Annotated in this window: 18 protein-coding genes and 1 other RNA gene; 6 read left to right on the top strand and 13 right to left on the bottom strand. The window is 65.6% G+C overall.

All coding sequences use genetic code 11. The features are described 5' to 3' along the window. Positions 1–72: 72 nt before the first annotated feature. The 6 genes from ACOOHP_RS12015 to smpB form a co-directional block, all read right to left on the bottom strand. Entirely contained in the window at positions 73–300 is a 228-nt protein-coding gene (locus ACOOHP_RS12015; RefSeq protein ID WP_420466661.1) for a hypothetical protein, read from the bottom strand. Between the two features lie 14 nt (positions 301–314). Then, positions 315–1,871, bottom strand: coding sequence for a DUF4331 domain-containing protein (locus ACOOHP_RS12010; protein WP_420466660.1), 1,557 nt, complete (start codon positions 1,869–1,871; stop codon positions 315–317). Between the two features lie 168 nt (positions 1,872–2,039). Beyond that, complete coding sequence (locus tag ACOOHP_RS12005) at positions 2,040–2,447, bottom strand: nuclear transport factor 2 family protein (RefSeq protein ID WP_420466659.1); 408 nt, start codon at positions 2,445–2,447, stop codon at positions 2,040–2,042. 190 nt (positions 2,448–2,637) lie between these two features. Then, positions 2,638–2,952 (bottom strand): hypothetical protein, encoded by a 315-nt coding sequence (locus ACOOHP_RS12000; RefSeq protein WP_420466658.1) that lies wholly within the window; start codon positions 2,950–2,952, stop codon positions 2,638–2,640. Between the two features lie 186 nt (positions 2,953–3,138). Next, positions 3,139–3,492: a transfer-messenger RNA gene (gene ssrA / locus ACOOHP_RS11995) on the bottom strand. 311 nt (positions 3,493–3,803) lie between these two features. Then, the gene (gene smpB / locus ACOOHP_RS11990) at positions 3,804–4,298 is read right to left on the bottom strand and encodes an SsrA-binding protein SmpB (protein ID WP_420466657.1); all 495 of its coding nucleotides are present in this window, start codon (positions 4,296–4,298) and stop codon (positions 3,804–3,806) included. A 117-nt stretch (positions 4,299–4,415) separates the two neighbouring features. Here smpB and ACOOHP_RS11985 point away from each other — a divergent pair, with 117 nt between their 5' ends. Continuing rightward, positions 4,416–5,408, top strand: coding sequence for a glucokinase (locus ACOOHP_RS11985; RefSeq protein WP_420466656.1), 993 nt, complete (start codon positions 4,416–4,418; stop codon positions 5,406–5,408). 20 nt (positions 5,409–5,428) lie between these two features. Here the strand turns inward: ACOOHP_RS11985 and ACOOHP_RS11980 are convergent, their stop codons facing one another. From ACOOHP_RS11980 to ACOOHP_RS11955, 6 genes are all read right to left on the bottom strand, one after another. Continuing rightward, positions 5,429–8,566: an EAL domain-containing protein gene (locus ACOOHP_RS11980; RefSeq protein ID WP_420466655.1), complete on the bottom strand. Its 3,138-nt coding sequence runs from the start codon at positions 8,564–8,566 to the stop codon at positions 5,429–5,431. 58 nt (positions 8,567–8,624) lie between these two features. Next, positions 8,625–9,848, bottom strand: coding sequence for an aminotransferase class V-fold PLP-dependent enzyme (locus tag ACOOHP_RS11975; protein WP_420466654.1), 1,224 nt, complete (start codon positions 9,846–9,848; stop codon positions 8,625–8,627). Between the two features lie 92 nt (positions 9,849–9,940). Continuing rightward, a complete protein-coding gene (gene sufD, locus ACOOHP_RS11970; RefSeq protein WP_420466653.1) occupies positions 9,941–11,062 on the bottom strand; it encodes a Fe-S cluster assembly protein SufD in 1,122 nt (373 codons plus the stop codon). Further along, positions 11,062–11,805: a Fe-S cluster assembly ATPase SufC gene (sufC, locus tag ACOOHP_RS11965; RefSeq protein WP_420466652.1), complete on the bottom strand. Its 744-nt coding sequence runs from the start codon at positions 11,803–11,805 to the stop codon at positions 11,062–11,064. Before sufC ends, sufD begins: the two co-directional genes overlap by 1 nt. 108 nt (positions 11,806–11,913) lie before the next feature. Further along, the gene (gene sufB / locus ACOOHP_RS11960) at positions 11,914–13,413 is read right to left on the bottom strand and encodes a Fe-S cluster assembly protein SufB (protein ID WP_420466651.1); all 1,500 of its coding nucleotides are present in this window, start codon (positions 13,411–13,413) and stop codon (positions 11,914–11,916) included. Positions 13,414–13,429: 16 nt separating this feature from the next. Then, positions 13,430–13,924, bottom strand: a complete 495-nt coding sequence (locus ACOOHP_RS11955) for an SUF system Fe-S cluster assembly regulator (protein ID WP_420466650.1) — start codon at positions 13,922–13,924, stop codon at positions 13,430–13,432. A gap of 253 nt (positions 13,925–14,177) precedes the next feature. On the opposite strand from ACOOHP_RS11955, the gene ACOOHP_RS11950 reads away from it, so the two are divergent. Continuing rightward, a complete protein-coding gene (locus ACOOHP_RS11950; RefSeq protein ID WP_420466649.1) occupies positions 14,178–14,633 on the top strand; it encodes an acyl-CoA thioesterase in 456 nt (151 codons plus the stop codon). Here ACOOHP_RS11950 and ACOOHP_RS11945 read toward each other — a convergent pair. Further along, on the bottom strand, positions 14,603–15,148 hold the full coding sequence (locus ACOOHP_RS11945) for an alpha/beta fold hydrolase (RefSeq protein ID WP_420466648.1): 546 nt from the start codon (positions 15,146–15,148) through the stop codon (positions 14,603–14,605). The genes ACOOHP_RS11950 and ACOOHP_RS11945 overlap by 31 nt on opposite strands. Positions 15,149–15,235: 87 nt before the next feature. Between ACOOHP_RS11945 and ACOOHP_RS11940 the strand changes: the two genes are divergently transcribed. The 4 genes from ACOOHP_RS11940 to ACOOHP_RS11925 all read left to right on the top strand — a co-directional run bounded on the left by ACOOHP_RS11940 (position 15,236) and on the right by ACOOHP_RS11925 (position 18,456). Beyond that, a complete protein-coding gene (locus ACOOHP_RS11940; RefSeq protein ID WP_420466647.1) occupies positions 15,236–15,454 on the top strand; it encodes a hypothetical protein in 219 nt (72 codons plus the stop codon). A 4-nt stretch (positions 15,455–15,458) separates the two neighbouring features. Next, on the top strand, positions 15,459–15,755 hold the full coding sequence (locus tag ACOOHP_RS11935) for a hypothetical protein (protein ID WP_420466646.1): 297 nt from the start codon (positions 15,459–15,461) through the stop codon (positions 15,753–15,755). Between the two features lie 6 nt (positions 15,756–15,761). Beyond that, on the top strand, positions 15,762–17,195 hold the full coding sequence (locus tag ACOOHP_RS11930) for an alpha/beta hydrolase family protein (protein WP_420466645.1): 1,434 nt from the start codon (positions 15,762–15,764) through the stop codon (positions 17,193–17,195). Positions 17,196–17,334: 139 nt separating this feature from the next. After that, a complete protein-coding gene (locus ACOOHP_RS11925; protein WP_420466644.1) occupies positions 17,335–18,456 on the top strand; it encodes a beta-ketoacyl-ACP synthase III in 1,122 nt (373 codons plus the stop codon). The last annotated feature ends 2 nt before the right edge of the window (positions 18,457–18,458 follow it).

Raw genomic sequence — 18,458 nt, 5'->3', positions numbered from 1 at the left:
CCCAAAAAACAGAGCCCCCTGCCTTTGGCAGGGGGCTGAAGAGACCAAAGCCATCGCGTGTGCGAACCCCGATCAGACCTGTGAGGGTTCGCCGGTTTCGCTGCGATCATCCTCGACCGGCAGATCGTTGAGCTCGATCGGTTCGGCAGTCTCGCTGGTGTTCAGATCGATCTCGTCCATCACCACCTCGGTGACGGTGCGCGGCGTTTCCGGGTTGCGGCCGCTGCTGCCGCCGCAACCCGCCACCAGCAAGGTGCCGGCGAGGCTGGCAACGATCAGAGGGATTCGAATTTCAATCATCGTCGTATCCTCCTTTACGGGCTGCCCGGAATCGGCGTGTTGAGATACGGGAACGCGGTGAGATAGTCGGTGAGGACCGGCAGCGCACCGTCGTTGACCACGGTGCCCGCGTTGGCCACCATCGGGGCATCGCCGCTCAGATCGCAGGTCTGCACGCCATTGACGCCGAGCAGCGCGCCTTCCACCGCCGTCAACGCGATATCCACGACGTCATCTGTGACACGGCGACCGTTGGGGAAGCCGGCAAGATCGCAACCCAGGAAGCCCAGATCGCTGTAGCCGGCGGCGCCCGGAACCACCAGGTCGACCGCCGTGTTCAGGCGCAGCATCTCGCCGCCCACGGTCTGATTGGCCGGCGCGGTGAAATTGAAGTTCGGGATCACGTCATCCGGGCCCGTGGTCACGCCGGTGACGAAGACCGCCAGCAGATCGTTGCGCGGGGTCGGCGGCGGCGGCACCTGGAACAGCACATTGACCAGAACCGGCAGGGTCGGAAACAGCACGTAGGTTCCGAAATTGGCAACGTCGTCCTTCGGCTCGCTGGCGTTGAACTTGTCCTTGTCGGTGATGCCGATCACGACCTCGTTGACCAGCGGACTGCCCAGGCGCGAGACCTGCGTCCAGGCGCCACCTTGCAGGGTGGGGCCTTCACCATCGGCGCTGGCGACCGGGCCTGTGGGCGAGGGGTTGACCAGACGCGCCTGACGCACGCTCGCAGTAGTCCACGCGCCGATCACCGGATCATCGCCATTGACCAGGCAGGACGCGGGCAATTCGAGAGCGAGGCTGGTGACGTTCTTGTCGTCGATGATGTTGCTGGCGGAGTCGCGAGCACCCAGCGGGTTCAAGTTGATCTGGTCGAAGATCTGGCCGAGGTTGACCACAAAGCCTTCGCGGCGTTGGCCAACGAACAGTTTGCCCGGCGCGTCGCAGCCCGGGACATTGACGTTGTAGATGAACTGTCCAGCATAACCGGCGTAGTCGGGAATGGATTTGTTGCCGATGTTGTCGACCGGCTTGGTGAACGTTGCGCTGCCGCCGCTGGCGTTGGTCACCTGTGCGCCGGTGCTGGAACGACGATCACCTTCCACCACCGTCACGGTGTAGGTTTCCACCACGTTGAGCGCGCCAGTGGCTGCGCCCGCACCGGGGCCGATGTTGGCCAGCGGTACCTGCACGCCGCCGTCGGGGCCGCCGGTCACCGGCACGCGCCCATCGACTACGCCCAGCGCGGCGATGTCGGCCTGCCCGTAGGCATTGGTGAAGCGGAACTGGAAGGTCAGATCCTCTTCGGAGTCGCCGTCATTATCAATATGGATTTCGTACAGCGCCTGGGGATCCATCGTGAAGTAGTTGGGGCCGCCGTATGAATCCTGCAGCGGCTGGTAATTGGCGATGATGGTCACGAAGTCGGCCCGGCCGGCCTCGTAGCTACGGAACATGTAGAAGTCCGTGCCGTCGACCTTCGGCGAGCCGGCAATGAAGGGCGCCTCGCGATGGCTCGATGCCTGAACGCCAATGGCGGCAACGCCGGCCGCGAACGCGGTTGCAGCGGCAATGACAGATTTCATTTTGAACATGATTTGGAGTTCCACCGTTAAGATTATTTTTACTAGACGGCGAACTTACGCATAACCGAAGCCATTGGATGCGCGCTGCCGAACATGGCCTCCAGCTTTCGAGAAGATTTCGGAGCATCGCCCGGCCTGCGCGCTGACTTCATCGGGTCCGCTACAAGCTCATGCCAGCGCGCCCAGATCCCGCAGGGGCGTGCGGGCATCCCAGTAGTCGGTCTGGCGATAGATGAGTTGATCGCGCAAGGCGAGCACGCTCACGCCGCGGGTGGTGAAACAACGATTCGAGCAGTCGACGCCAAGAAAGCTGCGGTTCGGACCCCAGGTGGCCGTCCAGAACCATTCCACGGCGCCGCCATGGGCGTCGCCGGTCCAGAGATGGAACGCAAGCCGGGTCACGCCGGTGAAGAAGAACTGCGCGAATGCCGTGCGCAAGTGGGCACGCCCCGCGATGCGCTCGCCGAAGATCGGATCCTCGAATACGACGTCGTCGGTATAACAGGCCAGGGCCTGATCGAGGTCGCCCCGGGTGTACGTATCCAGCCAAGCGCGAACAAAGGATTCAGTGCTCATTTCCAGCGGACGACCCCCTGGTCCGGGTCTGACGTTGTACGTCCATCAGGACAGGCCCCCTGATCAACTCATCAGGACAGGCTTCCTGATGAACTCGATCTGTCAGGGGCGGCTGGCGATGGCCGCGTTGAACCGACAGTGGCGTGACGGAACGCCGAATCGGCGTCCTGCCTTGTTCGAACTCGACCTCTCAGCGACAGCCATCGGCTTTCTGTCCCAGGCATTCCTCGATCCGCACCACCTCGCCAAAGGCATTGGCCTGGATCACCACCGTGCGCTTGTTGTAGCCGTCGAACCGGTAGAACAGCACTTGGCCTTCGGGCCCGCCGAATTCGTTGACCAACGACGATGTCGACGTCGGGTGACCGGCAGCGGCGAGCACGCCCTCGATCATCATTCCCGTCTTGACGATCTGGCCGTCCAGCCGAACCGATTGAGCCTGCGCAGCGGTGATGGTGGCGGTCTCAACGGTCATGATCAGCGCCGCGAGTACGGAAGTCTTCATAGGGATACATCTCCGGCCGGGTGGTCGTGCCAGGACTTTATCGCGCCGACGACCCTATGGCCTGCGGCTGCTTCAACCGTGTGCAAACGGACCGGACGATGCCCGAAGGTGTCGGGAAGGTGGATTTGGTAGTGCACAAAAAGATTAGGCCAGCGTGGGCAACGCTGGCCTAGGACCACTTCGATTTGGTGGAGCTGGCGGGAATCGAACCCGCGTCCGACAACCTTCCGTCCTTCGATCTACATGCTTAGCCGGTCTTTGCTTTTCATCGCCAGCTCCCCGACAGGCAGGGATCGCTGACGCTTATCCCCTTGGGGTTTTCGACTCTAGGCGAAGGGCGCGCTTCGAGCTTAGTTGATGAGAGTCGACGGCTGCTTCAGGGGCATCAACACCACCTGGGCAACCGCTCGCCGGGATTAAGCGGCGAGGGCGTAGTTAGCGTCGTTCGCAACTAGCTTTGTTGCATGGCGTTTAACGAGCGGCCATACAGCTCGGCATGCACGTCGGGTTTCCAATCACCGTCGAGCCCAGTTCAGCCCCGGGCCGGTAAGACTACCACGCGCCCGGATCGTTCCGTGGTTTAAGCCTGTGAATGAGTTACGCAGCGGCGAACTCGCCTGATTCGAGGCATGTCGTGCCCAGTGGTCGGCGGGAGCCCAGCGGCTGCGTAGCAGCCGCCTTGGCGAGCCGGCGCTGGGATTGGAAGGGAGCAGGAAGAGGCACTCAGCCTCGTGCGAGGAGGATGCGGCCTTTCGCGGGCCCAGTGGTCGACGCGAGCCCAGCGGCCGCGGAGCAGCCGCCTTGGCGAGTCGGCGCCGGGACTGGGATTGGAAAGGGGCAGGAGGAGGCACTCAGCCTCGTCCACGCAGGATGCGGCCTTTTTCGCGGGCCCAGTCCCGATCCTTCATATCCGCACGCTTGTCGTGCTGTTTCTTGCCCTTGGCCAGACCGATCTGCACCTTGGCTAGGCCGCGCGTCCAGTGCATATCCAAAGGCACCAGGGTGTAGCCGGCGCGTTCGACCTTGCCGATGAGCTGCGACAACTCGCGCTCGTGCATCAGCAGTTTGCGGGTGCGAATCGGGTCTGGGACAACGTGCGTCGAGGCCTGCTTGAGCGCGGTAAAATGCGCACCGATCAGGAACGCTTCCCGGTTTCTGAGTACCACGTAGGCTTCTGTGATCTGGGCGCGGCCGGCGCGCAGGCTTTTGACTTCCCAACCCAGCAGCGCGATGCCGGCCTCGTAGCTGGCTTCAATGAAATACTCGTGGCGCGCGCGCTTGTTCTGCGCAATCAGTCTGGGTTCCGGCTTGTCGTCTGCGCCGCCTTTTTTCTTCTTTTCAGTCATGTGTGCAGTATACGGGCGTGCGGCTGCACCGCCGTGGAACCCCTGGCAATACAAGGTCTCGAACCTTGCCTCAACACAGCTGGAGACACCCGCCGAGTGAAACTTGTCGATGCCCCGATGACCGCAGAACCTAGCGCTACGGCCGCCGAAGCAGCCTTGCGAGGCAACGTCGCGCCCGATCCGCGTATCGCCGTCGCCGATGTCGGCGGCACGCAATGCCGACTGGCGATAGCGGTTGCGACGCCGTCGGGCGTGCGGTTGGAACATCTGCAGGTGATCTCCACCCCGCGTGGCGATTTTACGGTCGCCTTGCGCACGTATCTGGACGCCATTGGTTGCGAGCGTCCGGCCGGGATTGCGGTGGCAGCGGCCGGGCGTGTGCGCCGCCTGCCCGGGCGGAGCTGGGTGTCGCTCACCAACACGCAACTCAATGTGGAGCGCGAATCGCTGGCCTCGCTGACCTCAGGCGGCGTGTGGCTGGCCAACGATCTGGCCGCGGTTGCGGCAGCACTGCCCTTGCTCGGGCCTGCCGAGCGCGTTGCCTTCGGCCCCGAGCGTGATCACCTGAGCGATCTTCGTCTAGTGGTCGGCGTGGGAACCGGCTTCGGCGCGGCGGCGCTGCCAGTGGAGGGCGGTGTCATCGAGACCGAAGCGGGTCACGTGGATCTGGCAGCGGTTTCGGCCGAGGAGCGTCAATGGTTGAACCGCATGGCGCCGCTGGGCCGTCTGGCGGTGGAACAGGTGCTATCCGGCCCCGGCCTGCTGAGGCTATATGAAGCGGTTTCCGGTGTGCCCTGCCCGGACTACGAGACCTTGCTGAAACGGCTGGACGGCCACGAAACCGCGGCCAATAAGACGCTGGCGGTGTTCTCAAGCTGGCTCGGGCGGGTGATCGGCAACTTGGTGCTGAATTTCGGCGCCTGGGGCGGGGTGTATCTCACCGGGGGCGTCATCGCCGGACTTAGCGGTGTGCTGGACATGCAGGCATTTCGTCGCAGTTTCGAGGACAAGGCCCCTTTCACTGCCGACCTCGGCGCGGTGCCCGTGTACCAGATTCTGCATCCGCAGCCGGCCTTGGTGGGCATGGCCCGGATGGCGACGGCGCGCTGAATCACATCGCGGCGGGAAGGCTAGGTACTGGCCGAAAACACCACGGGGGAGGGCCGCGCCAGGGCCAGGCCTTGAAGGTAATCGGCGCCCAGACGTTTCCAGGCGTCGCGCACTTGTTCACTGCCGATTTCGACCACCATCACCCGCCGCTGCAGGGTGCGGGCCAGGCGCACCAGCGCATCGGCGAGAATCTGGTCGACGGCGTCGCCGCCGACATCGATGAAGTGGCGCGCATCAAAGCGCAGATAATCGGCCGGCAGGCGTCGCAGCAGGTCCACTTCGGCCGCGCCGCGGACCGCAAAATGATCCATGGAAACGCGACAGCCCAGCGAGCGCATGGCCTCGCCGAACGCCTGTGCCGCCGCGGGAACTTCACTGAGCACGGATTCACGCAGGTTCAGGCAGAGCTGCCGGGGCGGTACCTGCGGATGCTGCTGGAACAACTGGGCCAGCAATTCCAGGGTGGCGCCTTCGGCCACAGTCTGCGGCGACAGCGACAGACTGCAGAAGGCCATGCGCTCCATCACCGCGGGGCTGCGCGCCAGGTGCTCGATGGTCTGGCGCAGGGCCCAGCGTTCCACCTCGGCGGCCATGCCGTTGCGTTCAGCTACCGGCAGAAAGGTTTCCGGCTCGGCCCAGAAGCCTTCTTCGTCCTCCAGCGCCAGGGAGACTTCAAACACCGCGCCTTCGCGCAGGTGCATGTCGGCCGGCTGCACTGGCTGCGTGGTCAGGTGCAGCAGCCCCTGATCCATGCCGGCGCGGATGCGGCGGACCCACAGGCCCTCGTCTGCCAGTGACTCCTGCGAGCCCATGGAGGCGTCGTACAGCTTGCTGGTATTGCGACCCGCAGCCTTGGCGGCGGCGCAGGCGTCCTGCGCCCGTCGCAGCAGGTCCATCGGGTGCCCGTTATCGGAATCGAACACCAGCACGCCCGCACTGATCGTGATCGACAGTGCCTTTTCGGCCCAGCGGAAACGACGTGCCGCGACCGCTTCCACTACCTGTCGTCCGATACGGCGCGCATCCTCCATCCCGGTCTGTTCGACCAGCATCGCAAAGCTGTCGCCCCCCAGCCGGAATACCTCGGCCGCGGGCACGGTAGCGACCAGGGATTCGGCGATACCGACCAGTGCCTCGTCGCCGGCCGGCTGTCCCAGGGTTTCGTTGATGTGGCGCAGGCGGTCGATGTCGACCACCAGCAGCGCATGCGGCTGCGGCTGCAGTCGGGTGCTGTCCATCAGGGCACGCAGACGGCGGTCGCAGGCCGCGCGCGTGGGCAGGCCGGTGACCGTGTCCACGCTGCGCCGGTCGATCACCAGCTTGGGCGCGCTGGCAGGCGCTTCGCGCGGCCGGAAGATCAGCGCGGCACCGAGCGCGCGTCCACCCGGACCGCGCAGCGGCACGCCGCTCAGGTGCACCTCGCGCTCGCTGCGATGATCGGAATACAGGAACAGGCCGTCGCTGTGTTCAATGCGTTCGCTGGACGCCACTACGCCGCCTGCAAAATCCGGTGCGGCCCCGGCCTGATTGGCCAGCCGCAGTTTCAGAATCTCACTACAGGGCCGCCCCAGGGCATTGCGTAGCAGCACGCCGGTGAGGCGCTCGGCGGCGGCGTTCATGTCCTCCACCTGTGCGCGGGCGTCCACTACCACCACCGCGTCATGCACCGTGCTCATCAGGGCGTGACTGCGCTCGCGCAGGCGCAGGGCTTGCTCATCGGCGCGTCCGCGTTCGCCGGCCTCGACGATCAACTGGCTTTGCTGCGACATCACGCGGTCCATGGCTTCGCGCAACTGCCGCACCCGTTCGTTGTACCAGTGTCCGATCACGCCCAGTTCGCTGGGTGCCGAGGCATCCAGTGCCACATGCAGTGATTGATCGGCCGAGCGGCCGTCGGACAGGGCATCAGCCATTTTCGCCAGCGGCCGCAGCACCCACAGGCGAATGCCGGCGAAGATCAGCAGCAGGGCCACGCTGAGCAGGCCGAGCACCACCAGCAGGGTCTGCACGAAGAAATACTGCGCCCCGGCCATGCCCTCGCGCGCAGGGGTGACGCGGATCAGCTTCCAGTGCGGCCGGACCAGTTCGAATACCGCGGCCGCGCCGTTCTGGTTCAACAGGGGATCGGGTTGCAGCGCCAGTTCGGTGACGGCGCTCGGCTCGGTGTCGCGGGCGGCAGCGCTGTTCCAGATCAGCGCCAGTGCGGATTCCGCATCCTGACGCGAGCCCTCTCGCGTCGCCTGCTGCAAGGAGGACACGGTGGTGGCGGCGTACAGCGGCGATGCCACCGCGCGGGACAGAAACGCCTCGTCGCGGCGGTGCATATCCAACGCCAGTGGGTTGAAGGCGGGCAGGCGTTGCGCCAGTTCGGCCAGGTTCTGCGGTCGCTGCTCGCCCTGCAGTGTGTTGGCGGCAACTCCCGTCAGCGCCATCAGGCGGTTGTCGCGATCCACCAGCAGGGCGTAACCGCTTTGTCCCTGCGCGGCGCGAGCCAGGCTCTGCTCCAGGCTGCGCAGGTCCAGCAGTACGGTGACGGCCCCGACGTAACCCTCGGCGCTGCGCACCGGCAGGGTGCAGCCGGCGACCGGGCGGCGCGACAGCGACTCTTCCCGCACCGGAGTCCAGTGGCATTCGCCGGCCTGGGCATAGCGCGCCGGGGTGTACCAGGGCTCCTGCCAGTAGGCGATCACCCGCGGATCGTTGTAATCGTCGCGCGCCTGCAGTGCGCCGACGCCGTCGGCGAGCCAGAAGCGGCTGGCGCGTGCCGAGGCATTGTTGCTCCGGGGCTCCGGCCACCAGCCGATACCCGCCAGCGCAGCGTCCAGACCGCTGTTGGCCACCAGCGCCGGGACCCGCTCGACCCAGGTCGCAGGCGCACCGGACAGCGCCAGTACCGCCAGGTTGCCTGCCAGCACCTGCGACAGTTGCAGGCGGTGCTCAAGGTCTTCCACCAGACGCAGACCGCTTTCGCGCTGGTAGCGGGCGGTGTCCTCCACCAAGCGGCTCTGAACCAGCACACGACCCGCCAGATAGGCGGCCAGTGCGACCACCACCAGCACCAGTACGAATACGGTTGCCAGCTTGAACTGCAGACCCTGCGTGGCGCGCAGACGCGGCCCTTCCGCAATGGCGGCCTCCACTGGCGCGCTTCGAGTCATCGAATCGGTCTGTTCCCCATAACCCCCGCGGATGGTAACGCGTCGCGGGTCGACCGCATCAGGCAAGCAAGCGGCGAGCCTTGTGCAGGGCCTGCACCAGCTGGTCGATGTCCTGGCGATCGTTGTAGACGGCCAGCGAGGCGCGCGCGGTCGCGGCCACGCCGAAGCGCTCCATCAGCGGCATCGTGCAATGGTGGCCGGTGCGCACCGCCACGCCGTGCTGGTCCAGGATGCTGCCGAGGTCGTGCGCGTGGGCGCCTTCCATGACGAACGACAGCACGCCGACCTTGTGTGCGGAGGTACCGATCAGGCGCAGGCCGGGAATCTCCGCCAGACGCGGGGTGGCGTAATCCAGCAGACCCTGCTCGTGCGCGTGGATCGCCGTCCAACCCTGCGCTTCGATCCATTCCAGCGCCGCGGCGCAGCCGATGGCGCCTGCCATGTCCGGCGTGCCGGCCTCGAACTTGTACGGCACCTCGTTCCAGGTGCTGCCGTCGAAGGCTACGGTACGGATCATGTCGCCGCCGCCGTGCCAGGGAGGCATCGCTTCCAGATGTTCGCGCTTGGCATACAACACGCCGAAGCCGGTGGGGCCATAGGCCTTGTGTGCCGAGCAGGCATAGAAATCGGCGTCCAGCTCGCGAAGATCCAGCGGCAGGTGGGCTACGGCCTGGGCGCCGTCCACCAGGACCGGAATGCCGCGCTCGCGGGCCGCACGGATCATCTGCGCCACCGGGTTGATGGTGCCCAGCGAATTGGAAACCTGCACCACCGCCACCAGCCGCGTGCGCGGACCGAGCTTGCGGTGCCAGTCTTCCAGATCGACTTCGCCGTCGTCGGTGATGCGCGCAGCCACCGTCCTGGCGCCCGCCAACTGCCAGGGCACGATATTGGAGTGATGCTCCATGCCGGTGAGCAGCACTTCGTCGCCCGGCTGCAGTCGCGGCTGCAGGAAACTGCGCGCGACCAGGTTGATGCTTTCGGTGGTGCCGCGAGTGAACACGATCTCTTCGCGGGCCACCTTTAGAAAGGCGGCGATGCGATCCCGCGCCGCCTCGTACTGCGTGGTGGCGCGCGCTGCCAGCTCGTGCACCGCGCGATGCACATTGCTGTTGGCGTGCCGGTAATAGTTGTCCAGCGCGCGCAGCACGGCTTCCGGCTTTTGCGTGGTGGCCGCATTGTCCAGGTAGGCCAGGCGCTGGCCGTGGATGCGCTCGGCCAGGATGGGAAACTGCGCACGCAGCGCGGGCAGGTTCAGGACGGCATTGCTGGTTTCGCTCATGGGCTCAGGACGAACAATGGTTGGCCACGGATGTCACGGACGAGCATGGACCATGACGGACAACATCGGCCCGGAGTTCAGAGTTACCGTGTTCATCCGTGTTCCTCAGTGGCAGATGCGGTTTCCTGTTCGCCGACTTCCGTGGCCCCGAGATAGCTCGCGACGCGCCGGACCGCCTCGTCGCGAAAGCCGGCATGGGGAATCTGGCGCAGCGGTTCCAACGCAAACGCCAGGGTCAGCAGCGCGCGTGCCTGGTCCACCGGCAGGCCGCGGGTCTGCAGGTAAAACAGCGCCGCTGGATCGAGCTGGCCGAAACTGTTGCCGTGGGCGCACTTGACGTCGTCGGCGTAGATCTCCAGTTCGGGCTTGGCGTCGATCTCAGCGCCGGGCGACAGCAGCAGGCTGGCGACGCGCTGTTCGGAGTCGGTCTTCTGCGCGCCCGGATGTACCACCACCGCGCCGCGGAAGATGCCCCGTCCGCGGTCGGACGCCAGACCGCGATAGAGCTCGCGACTGGTTCCATGCACAGCGTGGTGATCGATGCGGGTGTAGTTGTCCACATGCCCCTGGCCATCGATGCAGAACAGACCGCGCACGGTGGCCTGTGCGCCGGCTTCGGCGAGGTCGACGCGAACGTCGTGGCGGCTGAGCCTGCCGCCCAGGTCCAGGGTGGCGATGTCCAGTTGCGCGTCGCGTGCCACCCGAGCGTGGATGCGCGTGATGCGGTGATCCTCGGGGCGGCACTGCTGCAGCCGTAACAGCTGCGCGCTGGCGCCGGGCGCAAGGTCCAGTTCCAGCACGACGGTCTGGAACGCGGCTGCGGGGTCGGTCTCCACGCGGATGAGAGCGCTGGCGCCCGTCTCGACCCGGATCCGATGCCGCCGGTGGCCGGCGCCGACGGCATGCACGATCTTGCCGTGTTCGTGGTCGCGACCGATGCGCAAGTCCAGTCCGCCGCAGGCGAACGCCGCGTTGAGCGCGTCCACGCCGTCGCCGTCGGACCGCGCGGGCAGGGTGGTGGCCTGCATCGGCGCGGCGCCGGCAAGCGGATCGAGCTGATGCAGCGACGACAGGTCGGTGTACTTCCAGTCTTCTTCGGCGCGCGTGGGCAGGCCCAGGCTCAGCAGGCGATCCAGTGCGGCATGGCGCGCGGCAGTCTGTGCCGGTGCCGGCAGACGCAGGTAAGCGTCCGCGTAGGTTTGCAAGGTCTGCATCAGGCTGCCTGCAGCCAGCCGTAGCCCTTTTCTTCGAGCTCGCGCGCCAGTTCCGGGCCTCCGGATTTCACGATGCGGCCGTCCGCCAGCACGTGGACCCGGTCGGGCTGCACGTGGTCGAGCAGGCGCTGGTAATGGGTGACCAGCAGGGTCGCGGTTTCGGCCGAGCGCATGGCGTTGATGCCATCCGCGACGATCTTGAGCGCGTCGATGTCCAGACCGGAGTCGGTCTCGTCCAGGATCATCAGACGCGGGTTGAGCACCAGCATCTGCAGGATCTCGTTGCGCTTCTTCTCGCCGCCGGAAAAGCCCTCGTTGACGCCGCGGTGCAGCATCTTGACGTCCATCTGCATCTGCTTGACCCGCTGCTTGACGTAGGCGAGAAAGCCGGCGGCGTCGAGCTCGGCTTCATTGCGCAGCTTGCGTTGCGCGTTGTAGGCCGCCTTCAGGAAATACAGGTTGCTGACGCCGGGAATCTCCACCGGGTACTGGAAGCCCAGGAACAGGCCCAGCGCCGCGCGCGCATCGGCCTCCAGTTCCAGCAGGTCCTGGCCCATGAAGCGCACGGATCCTTGCGTGATCCGGTAACCCTCGCGGCCGGCGAGCACATACGACAGTGTCGATTTGCCCGACCCGTTGGGGCCCATGATGGCGTGCACCTCGCCAGGCTCGATCGCCAGGCTGATGCCCTTGAGGATGTCCTTGCCTTCGACACGGGCGTGCAGGTTTTCGATTTCAAGCATGAGTTGCTTCCACAAAGCGGCTAAAGAATTAACGGTTGGACGATTCGTTCGGCTGATCCCGGCCCGTGCGAAACGCACGGGCGTTTGCTTTCCTGCGGAAACCGGTGCTCACCCCACCGCACCTTCGAGCGAGACCGCCAGCAGCTTCTGGGCTTCCACCGCGAACTCCATCGGCAGTTCCTTGAACACCTGCTTGCAGAAGCCGTTGACGATCATGGAAACCGCGTCCTCTTCGCCGATGCCGCGGGTGCGGCAGTAGAACAGCTGGTCCTCGCCGATCTTGGAAGTGGTGGCTTCGTGCTCGACGATGGCGCTGGGGTTGCGCACTTCGGTGTAGGGGAAGGTGTGCGCGCCGCAGCGATCGCCGATCAGCAGCGAATCGCACTGGGTGTGATTGCGCGCGCCCTCCGCCGAGGCCAGCATGCGCACCAGTCCGCGATAGCTCTGTTGGCCGTGACCGGCGGCGATGCCCTTGCTGACGATGGTGGACCTAGTGTTCTTGCCGACATGAATCATCTTGGTGCCGGTGTCGGCCTGCTGGCGGTGGTGGGTCAGGGCCACGCTGTAGAACTCGCCGACCGAGTCGTCGCCACGCAGGATGCAGCTCGGATACTTCCAGGTGATGGCCGAACCGGTCTCGACCTGAGTCCACGAGATTTTGGAGCGCACGCCACGGCAGTCGCCGCGCTTGGTCACGAAGTTGTAGATGCCGCCCTTGCCGTTCTCGTCGCCGGGATACCAGTTCTGCACCGTCGAGTACTTGATCTCGGCATCGTCCAGCGCCACCAGTTCCACCACCGCGGCGTGGAGCTGGTTCTCGTCGCGCTGCGGGGCGGTGCAGCCTTCCAGGTAGCTCACGTGGCTACGTTCCTCGGCCACGATCAGGGTACGCTCGAACTGCCCGGTGTTGCGTTCGTTGATGCGAAAGTAAGTGCTCAGCTCCATCGGGCAGCGCACGCCCCTGGGGATGAACACGAAGCTGCCGTCGGTGAACACCGCGGAGTTGAGCGCAGCGTAGAAGTTGTCGCCGAACGGCACCACGGTGCCCAGATACTTTTGCACCAGCTCCGGATGCTCCTTCACCGCTTCCGAAATCGAGCAGAAGATCACGCCGGCTTCGGCCAGCTTCTTGCGGAAGGTGGTCCCCACCGACACCGAGTCGAACACCACGTCGATCGCCACCTGCGGCTTTTCGACGCCCGCCAGCAGTTCCTGCTCGTGCAGGGGGATGCCGAGCTTGGTGTAAGTCTCCAGCAGCTTGGGGTCCACTTCAGCCAGCGACTTGGGCCGGTTCTTCATCGACTTGGGCGTCGAGAAATAGCTGATCGACTGGTAGTCGATACGCGGATAGTCCACCTGCGCCCACTGCGGCTCGCTCATCTTCAGCCAGCGACGATAGGCCTTGAGGCGGAACTCCAGCAGCCACTCGGGCTCGTCTTTGCGCGCGGAGATCAGGCGCACCACGTCCTCGGACAGTCCGGGGGCGTCGGTGTCGGATTCGATATCGGTGATGAAACCGGCGGAGTAGGCCTGCGCCGTACGCCGGGTCACCAAGTCTTGAACGCTTTCGCCAACAGTTTGACCAGCGATTTGATTCGGGGCTGCCATGAGGGTGGCCTGTGGTTCAACCGCGCGCCGGAGGCGGCGGCGAGAAACGAATGATGGGGATGTCGCGATCGCGCACGGCGACCGGCGTCTTGCGCAAGGGCAGACACATCTGCGCCAGGGTCACCGCATCCAGCGCGCTGCGAATGGCGTCGTTGATGACACGCCAGTTGGCACGCACGCCGCAATGCGACTCGATGCCGCAGCCGCCCTGATGTACCGAACACTGGGTGAGTGCGATCGGTCCTTCCAGTGCCGCGACGATGTCGGCGACCGTAATGCGCGCGGGTTCACGCGCCAGCCGATAGCCGCCATGCGCGCCACGGGTCGATTCCACCAGTCCGGCCTTGCCGAGCAACTTGAGCAGCTTGGCCACGGTGGGCGGCGCCAAGCGGGTGGACGCGGCCAGCTCTTGCGAGGTCTGCACGCGACCGGCGTCCAGCGCCAGCGCCGTCATCAGGACGGTGCCGTAGTCGGTGAGTTTTCCAAGCTTGAACATGAGGGTGACAATCAAGACCAATTCGGTACGGATTGAAATTGTAACGCCAGCACGGGGCGGGGTTCAATGCAGTGCGAGGTTCATGAGCGGGCCCAAAGGCCCCAACCCGGATCTCGCGATCGCTGACGGCGCGACTCGATGACCGGTGCATCGGCCGATCGATTCGCGATCGGTCCGCCGCTTGCTGCTGCGCTCATGTACGCGCGGTCGATCCGTGGCACAGTTTTCGCCGTGGCACAGTTTTCGGCCACTCCGACTACGATTGCCGATGACCTCTTCGCCACCGCTCATCTGGGATGTCCCCGCGCCCTTCGTGCAGACCATCACGGTAAGCGAAGGACACCTGGACGAGTTCGGGCACACCAACAACGTGGTTTACCTGAGCTGGTTGCAGGATGTGGCCTGGGCGCATTCGGTGTCTCTGGGCTTCGGCATGGCTGAGTACCGGCGCATCGGCGCCGGCTGCGTCGCGCGTCGCCACGAACTGGACTATCTGGCCGCCACCCACGCGGGTGACCTGCTGCATGTCGCGACCTGGATTGCCGAGAACTCGGGCAAGGTCGACATGTGGCGGGCCTATCAGATCCTGCGTGCGCAGGACGGCAAGACGGTCTTGCGCGGCCGCACGCACTGGATCTGCGTCGACATGCTCAGTGGCCGGCCGCGACGCCAGCCGGCGGAGTTCATTGCCGCTTATCGGCCAGCGGTGTCGTCGTTCGGATAGGCCAGCACCTGTTCCAGCATGCGGTCGAACAGCCGGCACAGCAGCGGCAACTGATCGTTGAGTGTGTGACCGGAATGCAGCAGGTGCAACTCCGCACGGTGCAGCTCTGCAAAGCGCTGCGCGCGTTGCACCGGCACGATGTCGTCGTCCCAGCCGTGGACCACGCCGGTACGCGCCGGCATCCCCTGAGGTTCCTCCTCCCAGCCGGGGAAATACAGGGCGGGTGCCATCAGGAACAGCGCAGCGGGCTTGAGCGCCGCACAGGCCATGGCAGAAACGTAACCTCCCATGCTGGAACCCACCAGCACCAGCGAGGCGGCACGGGGTGCCAGCGCGAGTAACTGCTGTACGCGCTCGTGCGGATTCTGTGTCCCACTATAATCCGGGCTCATCACCTCGAACCGGCGGGCACGAGCGACCTCCGCCAGACGCGTAATCTTGATGCCCCACGGCCCGCTTTCCTTGCCGTGGGCAAAGCAGACTAGGCGTTCGGTGGACGGTGCGGTGGTTTCCACAGCAGGCTCCTCAGCAGGGGGATCGCGATGGTATCGGGACGATCGGGAAGCACAAACAGGGCGGCACGTCGCGGCGAGCCGCTGGACGTGGATCTCACGGTCAGCTTTCGCTTCGGCGAGGCGCCGGAGGACCGCGTCACGGTCATCGACCATCGGCGTGTGCCGATGGTGGAAAGCGTGTTCGCCAGCCGCGATGCACTGATGCGCGGTTTCCTCAAGCTCATGGTCAAGGCCGCGGCGATGCAACCCAAGGTGCTGGCCGAGGTGGTTCCACTCCTCAAACTTGCGCGCCGAGGGCGACGATAAATCCGTGAGATACCTGCTGATCCTGGAAGCTGCGCTGTTCGCACTGACCACCACGCTGGCGATGGTGCTGGCGGTGGTGTGCCTGATGTACGGCTTCCACACCCAGCTGTCCAGCCGTGTCGGCGCCGAGATGCCGACCCTGGTCACCGCTACGGTCACCTTCGGCGTGCTGGCGACGCTGATGGGGCTGGCGTTCTGGACCCTGTTGCGCGATCGCGCCTGGCGCTGGTGGGCGCAGGGCGTGGCGGTGCTGGGCATGGGGCTGGGTTCGATGTTTCTCTACAATCTTTTCACGGCCTGAGCACGCATGAATCCGAGACCGCTGCTGCTACCCCGACAGTGGGAATGGTGGGGGCTGCTGCCGACGCTGGTCGGCCTCTACGCGCTGAGTCTGGTCGACGGCATCCTCGGCGCCCTATTCGCCGGTGTGCCCGGCCTGCTGTGGGTGGCTTCGGGTCTGGCGATGCTGCTGTTGCCCGGCGATCCGCGGGTGACGGCCTACATGGCGCTGGCCTCCACGGTGGCCGCACTGACCGCGCTGCCGGTGTGGATGCTGACCGGCTTCAGCGAGTTCGTACTGTTCGTGGCCGGTCTGGTGGCCAGCTTCATGGTGGCCGGCCGCATCAGCCTGACCAAGCGCCTGACTCCGACCGAGGTGCCGGAGCCTGACGACGACCTGCGCATGCAGGCCAAGGTCGGCTTCGACGAGGCGATCCTGGGCTACTTCCTGATTTCCGCGCGCGTTCCCAGCGGCGATATGGCCTCGCGCATGTGCGACCAGTCGTTGCAACTGGCGGAGATCATGCAGCAGCGCGGCTGGCTGGACCGGCCCGAAACCTTTCATGCCACGCCCGCCGCACCGCAGGATGTGCGCGCCGAGCCCGCACGTTCGCAAGGCATCGATTTCGAACAGGTCTCGTTCGACAGCGAGCATGTGGTCGACCTCGCACTGCCCGGCGCCACCGAGTGGGGGGCGCACTATGCCAACCGGCGCGCGGCGGCGTGGATGCTGCGCCACCCCGGTCCGTCGCGTCCGTGGCTGATCTGCATCCACGGCTATCGCATGGGCATGCCGTGGCTGGATTTCCGTCTGTTCCGGCCCGATGCGCTGCACCGGCGCCTGGGCCTCAACGTGCTGATGCCGGTACTGCCGCTGCACGGGCAGCGGCGCATCGGCCGGCGTTCCGGCGATCACTATCTGGATGGCGACTTGCTGGACCTGCTGTTCGCGCAGTCGCAGGCGCTGTGGGATCTGCGTCGCTGGCTGGCCTGGCTGCGCGAGAATGAAGATCGTCCGCAGATCGGCCTGTACGGGGTCAGCCTGGGCGGCTACAACACCGGCCTGCTCACCGGCTACGAAAGCGGCATCGATTTCGGCGTGGCCAACATTCCGGTGATGGATTTCGCCGCCACCCTGTGGGGCGTGATTCCGCCGCCGCATCGGCGCTACTTCGAAGCGCGGGGTCTGACCGAAGCGCGCTATCGCGAAGTGCTCAAGCCGGTATCGCCGCTGAGCCGGCCGACCCTGCTGCCACGTGATCGTCGGTTCGTGGTGGCGGCCACCGCGGACCGCGTGGTGCCGGTGGCGCAGCCGCTGCTGCTGGCGCAGCACTGGGAGACCGAATGCCGCTGGTACCAGGGCTCGCATATGAGCATCGGGTACGAGCGCGCGCCCGGCCTGGCCCTGGAAGAAGCGCTGCGCGTCGCCAACTGGGACCGCGATCCGCAACTGCTGGCGTGACCGCGCGCTTCGCTCGGGCGGCGCCAGACCGTCATGGCTTTCGAGCAGACCAGTCGACGGCGGGTGGCTCCGTCGCCCGGTACGCCGTCGCCCCGCCCTGGCTCGTCCTACAATGGCGGCCTTCCTGCCGGAACCTTCCATGAAGAACGTCTGCATCAGCGGCACCGGGCTGTTCACGCCGCCGGAGTCCGTATCCAACGACGAACTGGTCGCCTGCTTCAACGCCTATGTCGAGCAGTTCAACGTCGACAACGCAGCGGCGATCGAATCGGGCAGCGCTGTGGCGCTGGCTCCGTCTTCCTCGGAGTTCATCGTCAAGGCTTCGGGCATTCACTCGCGCCACGTGATGAACAAGTCCGGCATCCTGGACGTCAATCACATGCGACCGCGCCTGGAGACGCGGCCGGACGATCAGCCCTCGATCCTGGCCGAGATGGGCATCGTGGCCGCGCGCCAGGCGCTGGAGCGCGCCGGTCGCAGCGCGTCCGATGTCGATTGCGTGCTGGTGGCCTGCTCCAACATGCAGCGGCCATACCCTGCGATGGCGGTGGAGATCCAGAGCTTTCTCGGCGCCGGCGGCTATGGGTACGACATCAATGTCGCCTGTGCTTCGGCCGCATTCGGCGTGCAGGCTGCGGTGGATGCAGTGCGTCAGGGCAGTGCGCGCTGCGCGCTGGTGATCAGTCCGGAGATCTGCTCTGGCCATCTCAATTTCCGCAATCGCGACTGCCACTTCATTTTCGGCGACGCCGCCACCGCGATGGTGGTGGAACCGATGGAGCGCGCGACATCGTCACGTCGCTTCGAAGTGCTCGGCACGCGCCTGCAGACGCAGTTCTCCAGCAACATCCGCAACAACTTCGGCTTCCTCAACGTGGCCGAGCAGCCGCCTCGGCCCTGGGACGATGTGCTGTTCCACCAGGAAGGGCGCAAGGTGTTCAAGGAAGTGGTGCCGATGGTGTCGGAGCTGATCCTGGCGCATCTCGGCGATCTGGGCGTGGCGCCGGATGCGGTCAAGCGCTTCTGGCTGCACCAGGCCAACCTGGGCATGAACCAGCTCATCTCAAAGCGCGTACTCGGTCGCGAGCCCTCGGCCGTCGAAGCCCCGGTGATCCTCGACGAGTACGCCAACACCAGCTCGGCCGGTTCGGTCATCGCTTTCCACAAGTATCACGAGGACCTGGTTCCAGGAGACATCGGCGTGCTGTGCGCCTTTGGGGCCGGCTACTCCGCCGGCAGCGTGGTGCTGCGTCGCGTCTGAGC

It is taken from the genome of Panacagrimonas sp. (genome assembly GCF_965216805.1).
In the GTDB taxonomy this organism is placed as follows: Bacteria; Pseudomonadota; Gammaproteobacteria; order Nevskiales; family Nevskiaceae; genus Panacagrimonas.
Note: the sequence above shows the minus strand (reverse complement) of the source record. Positions and strands in the feature narration are given on the sequence as shown.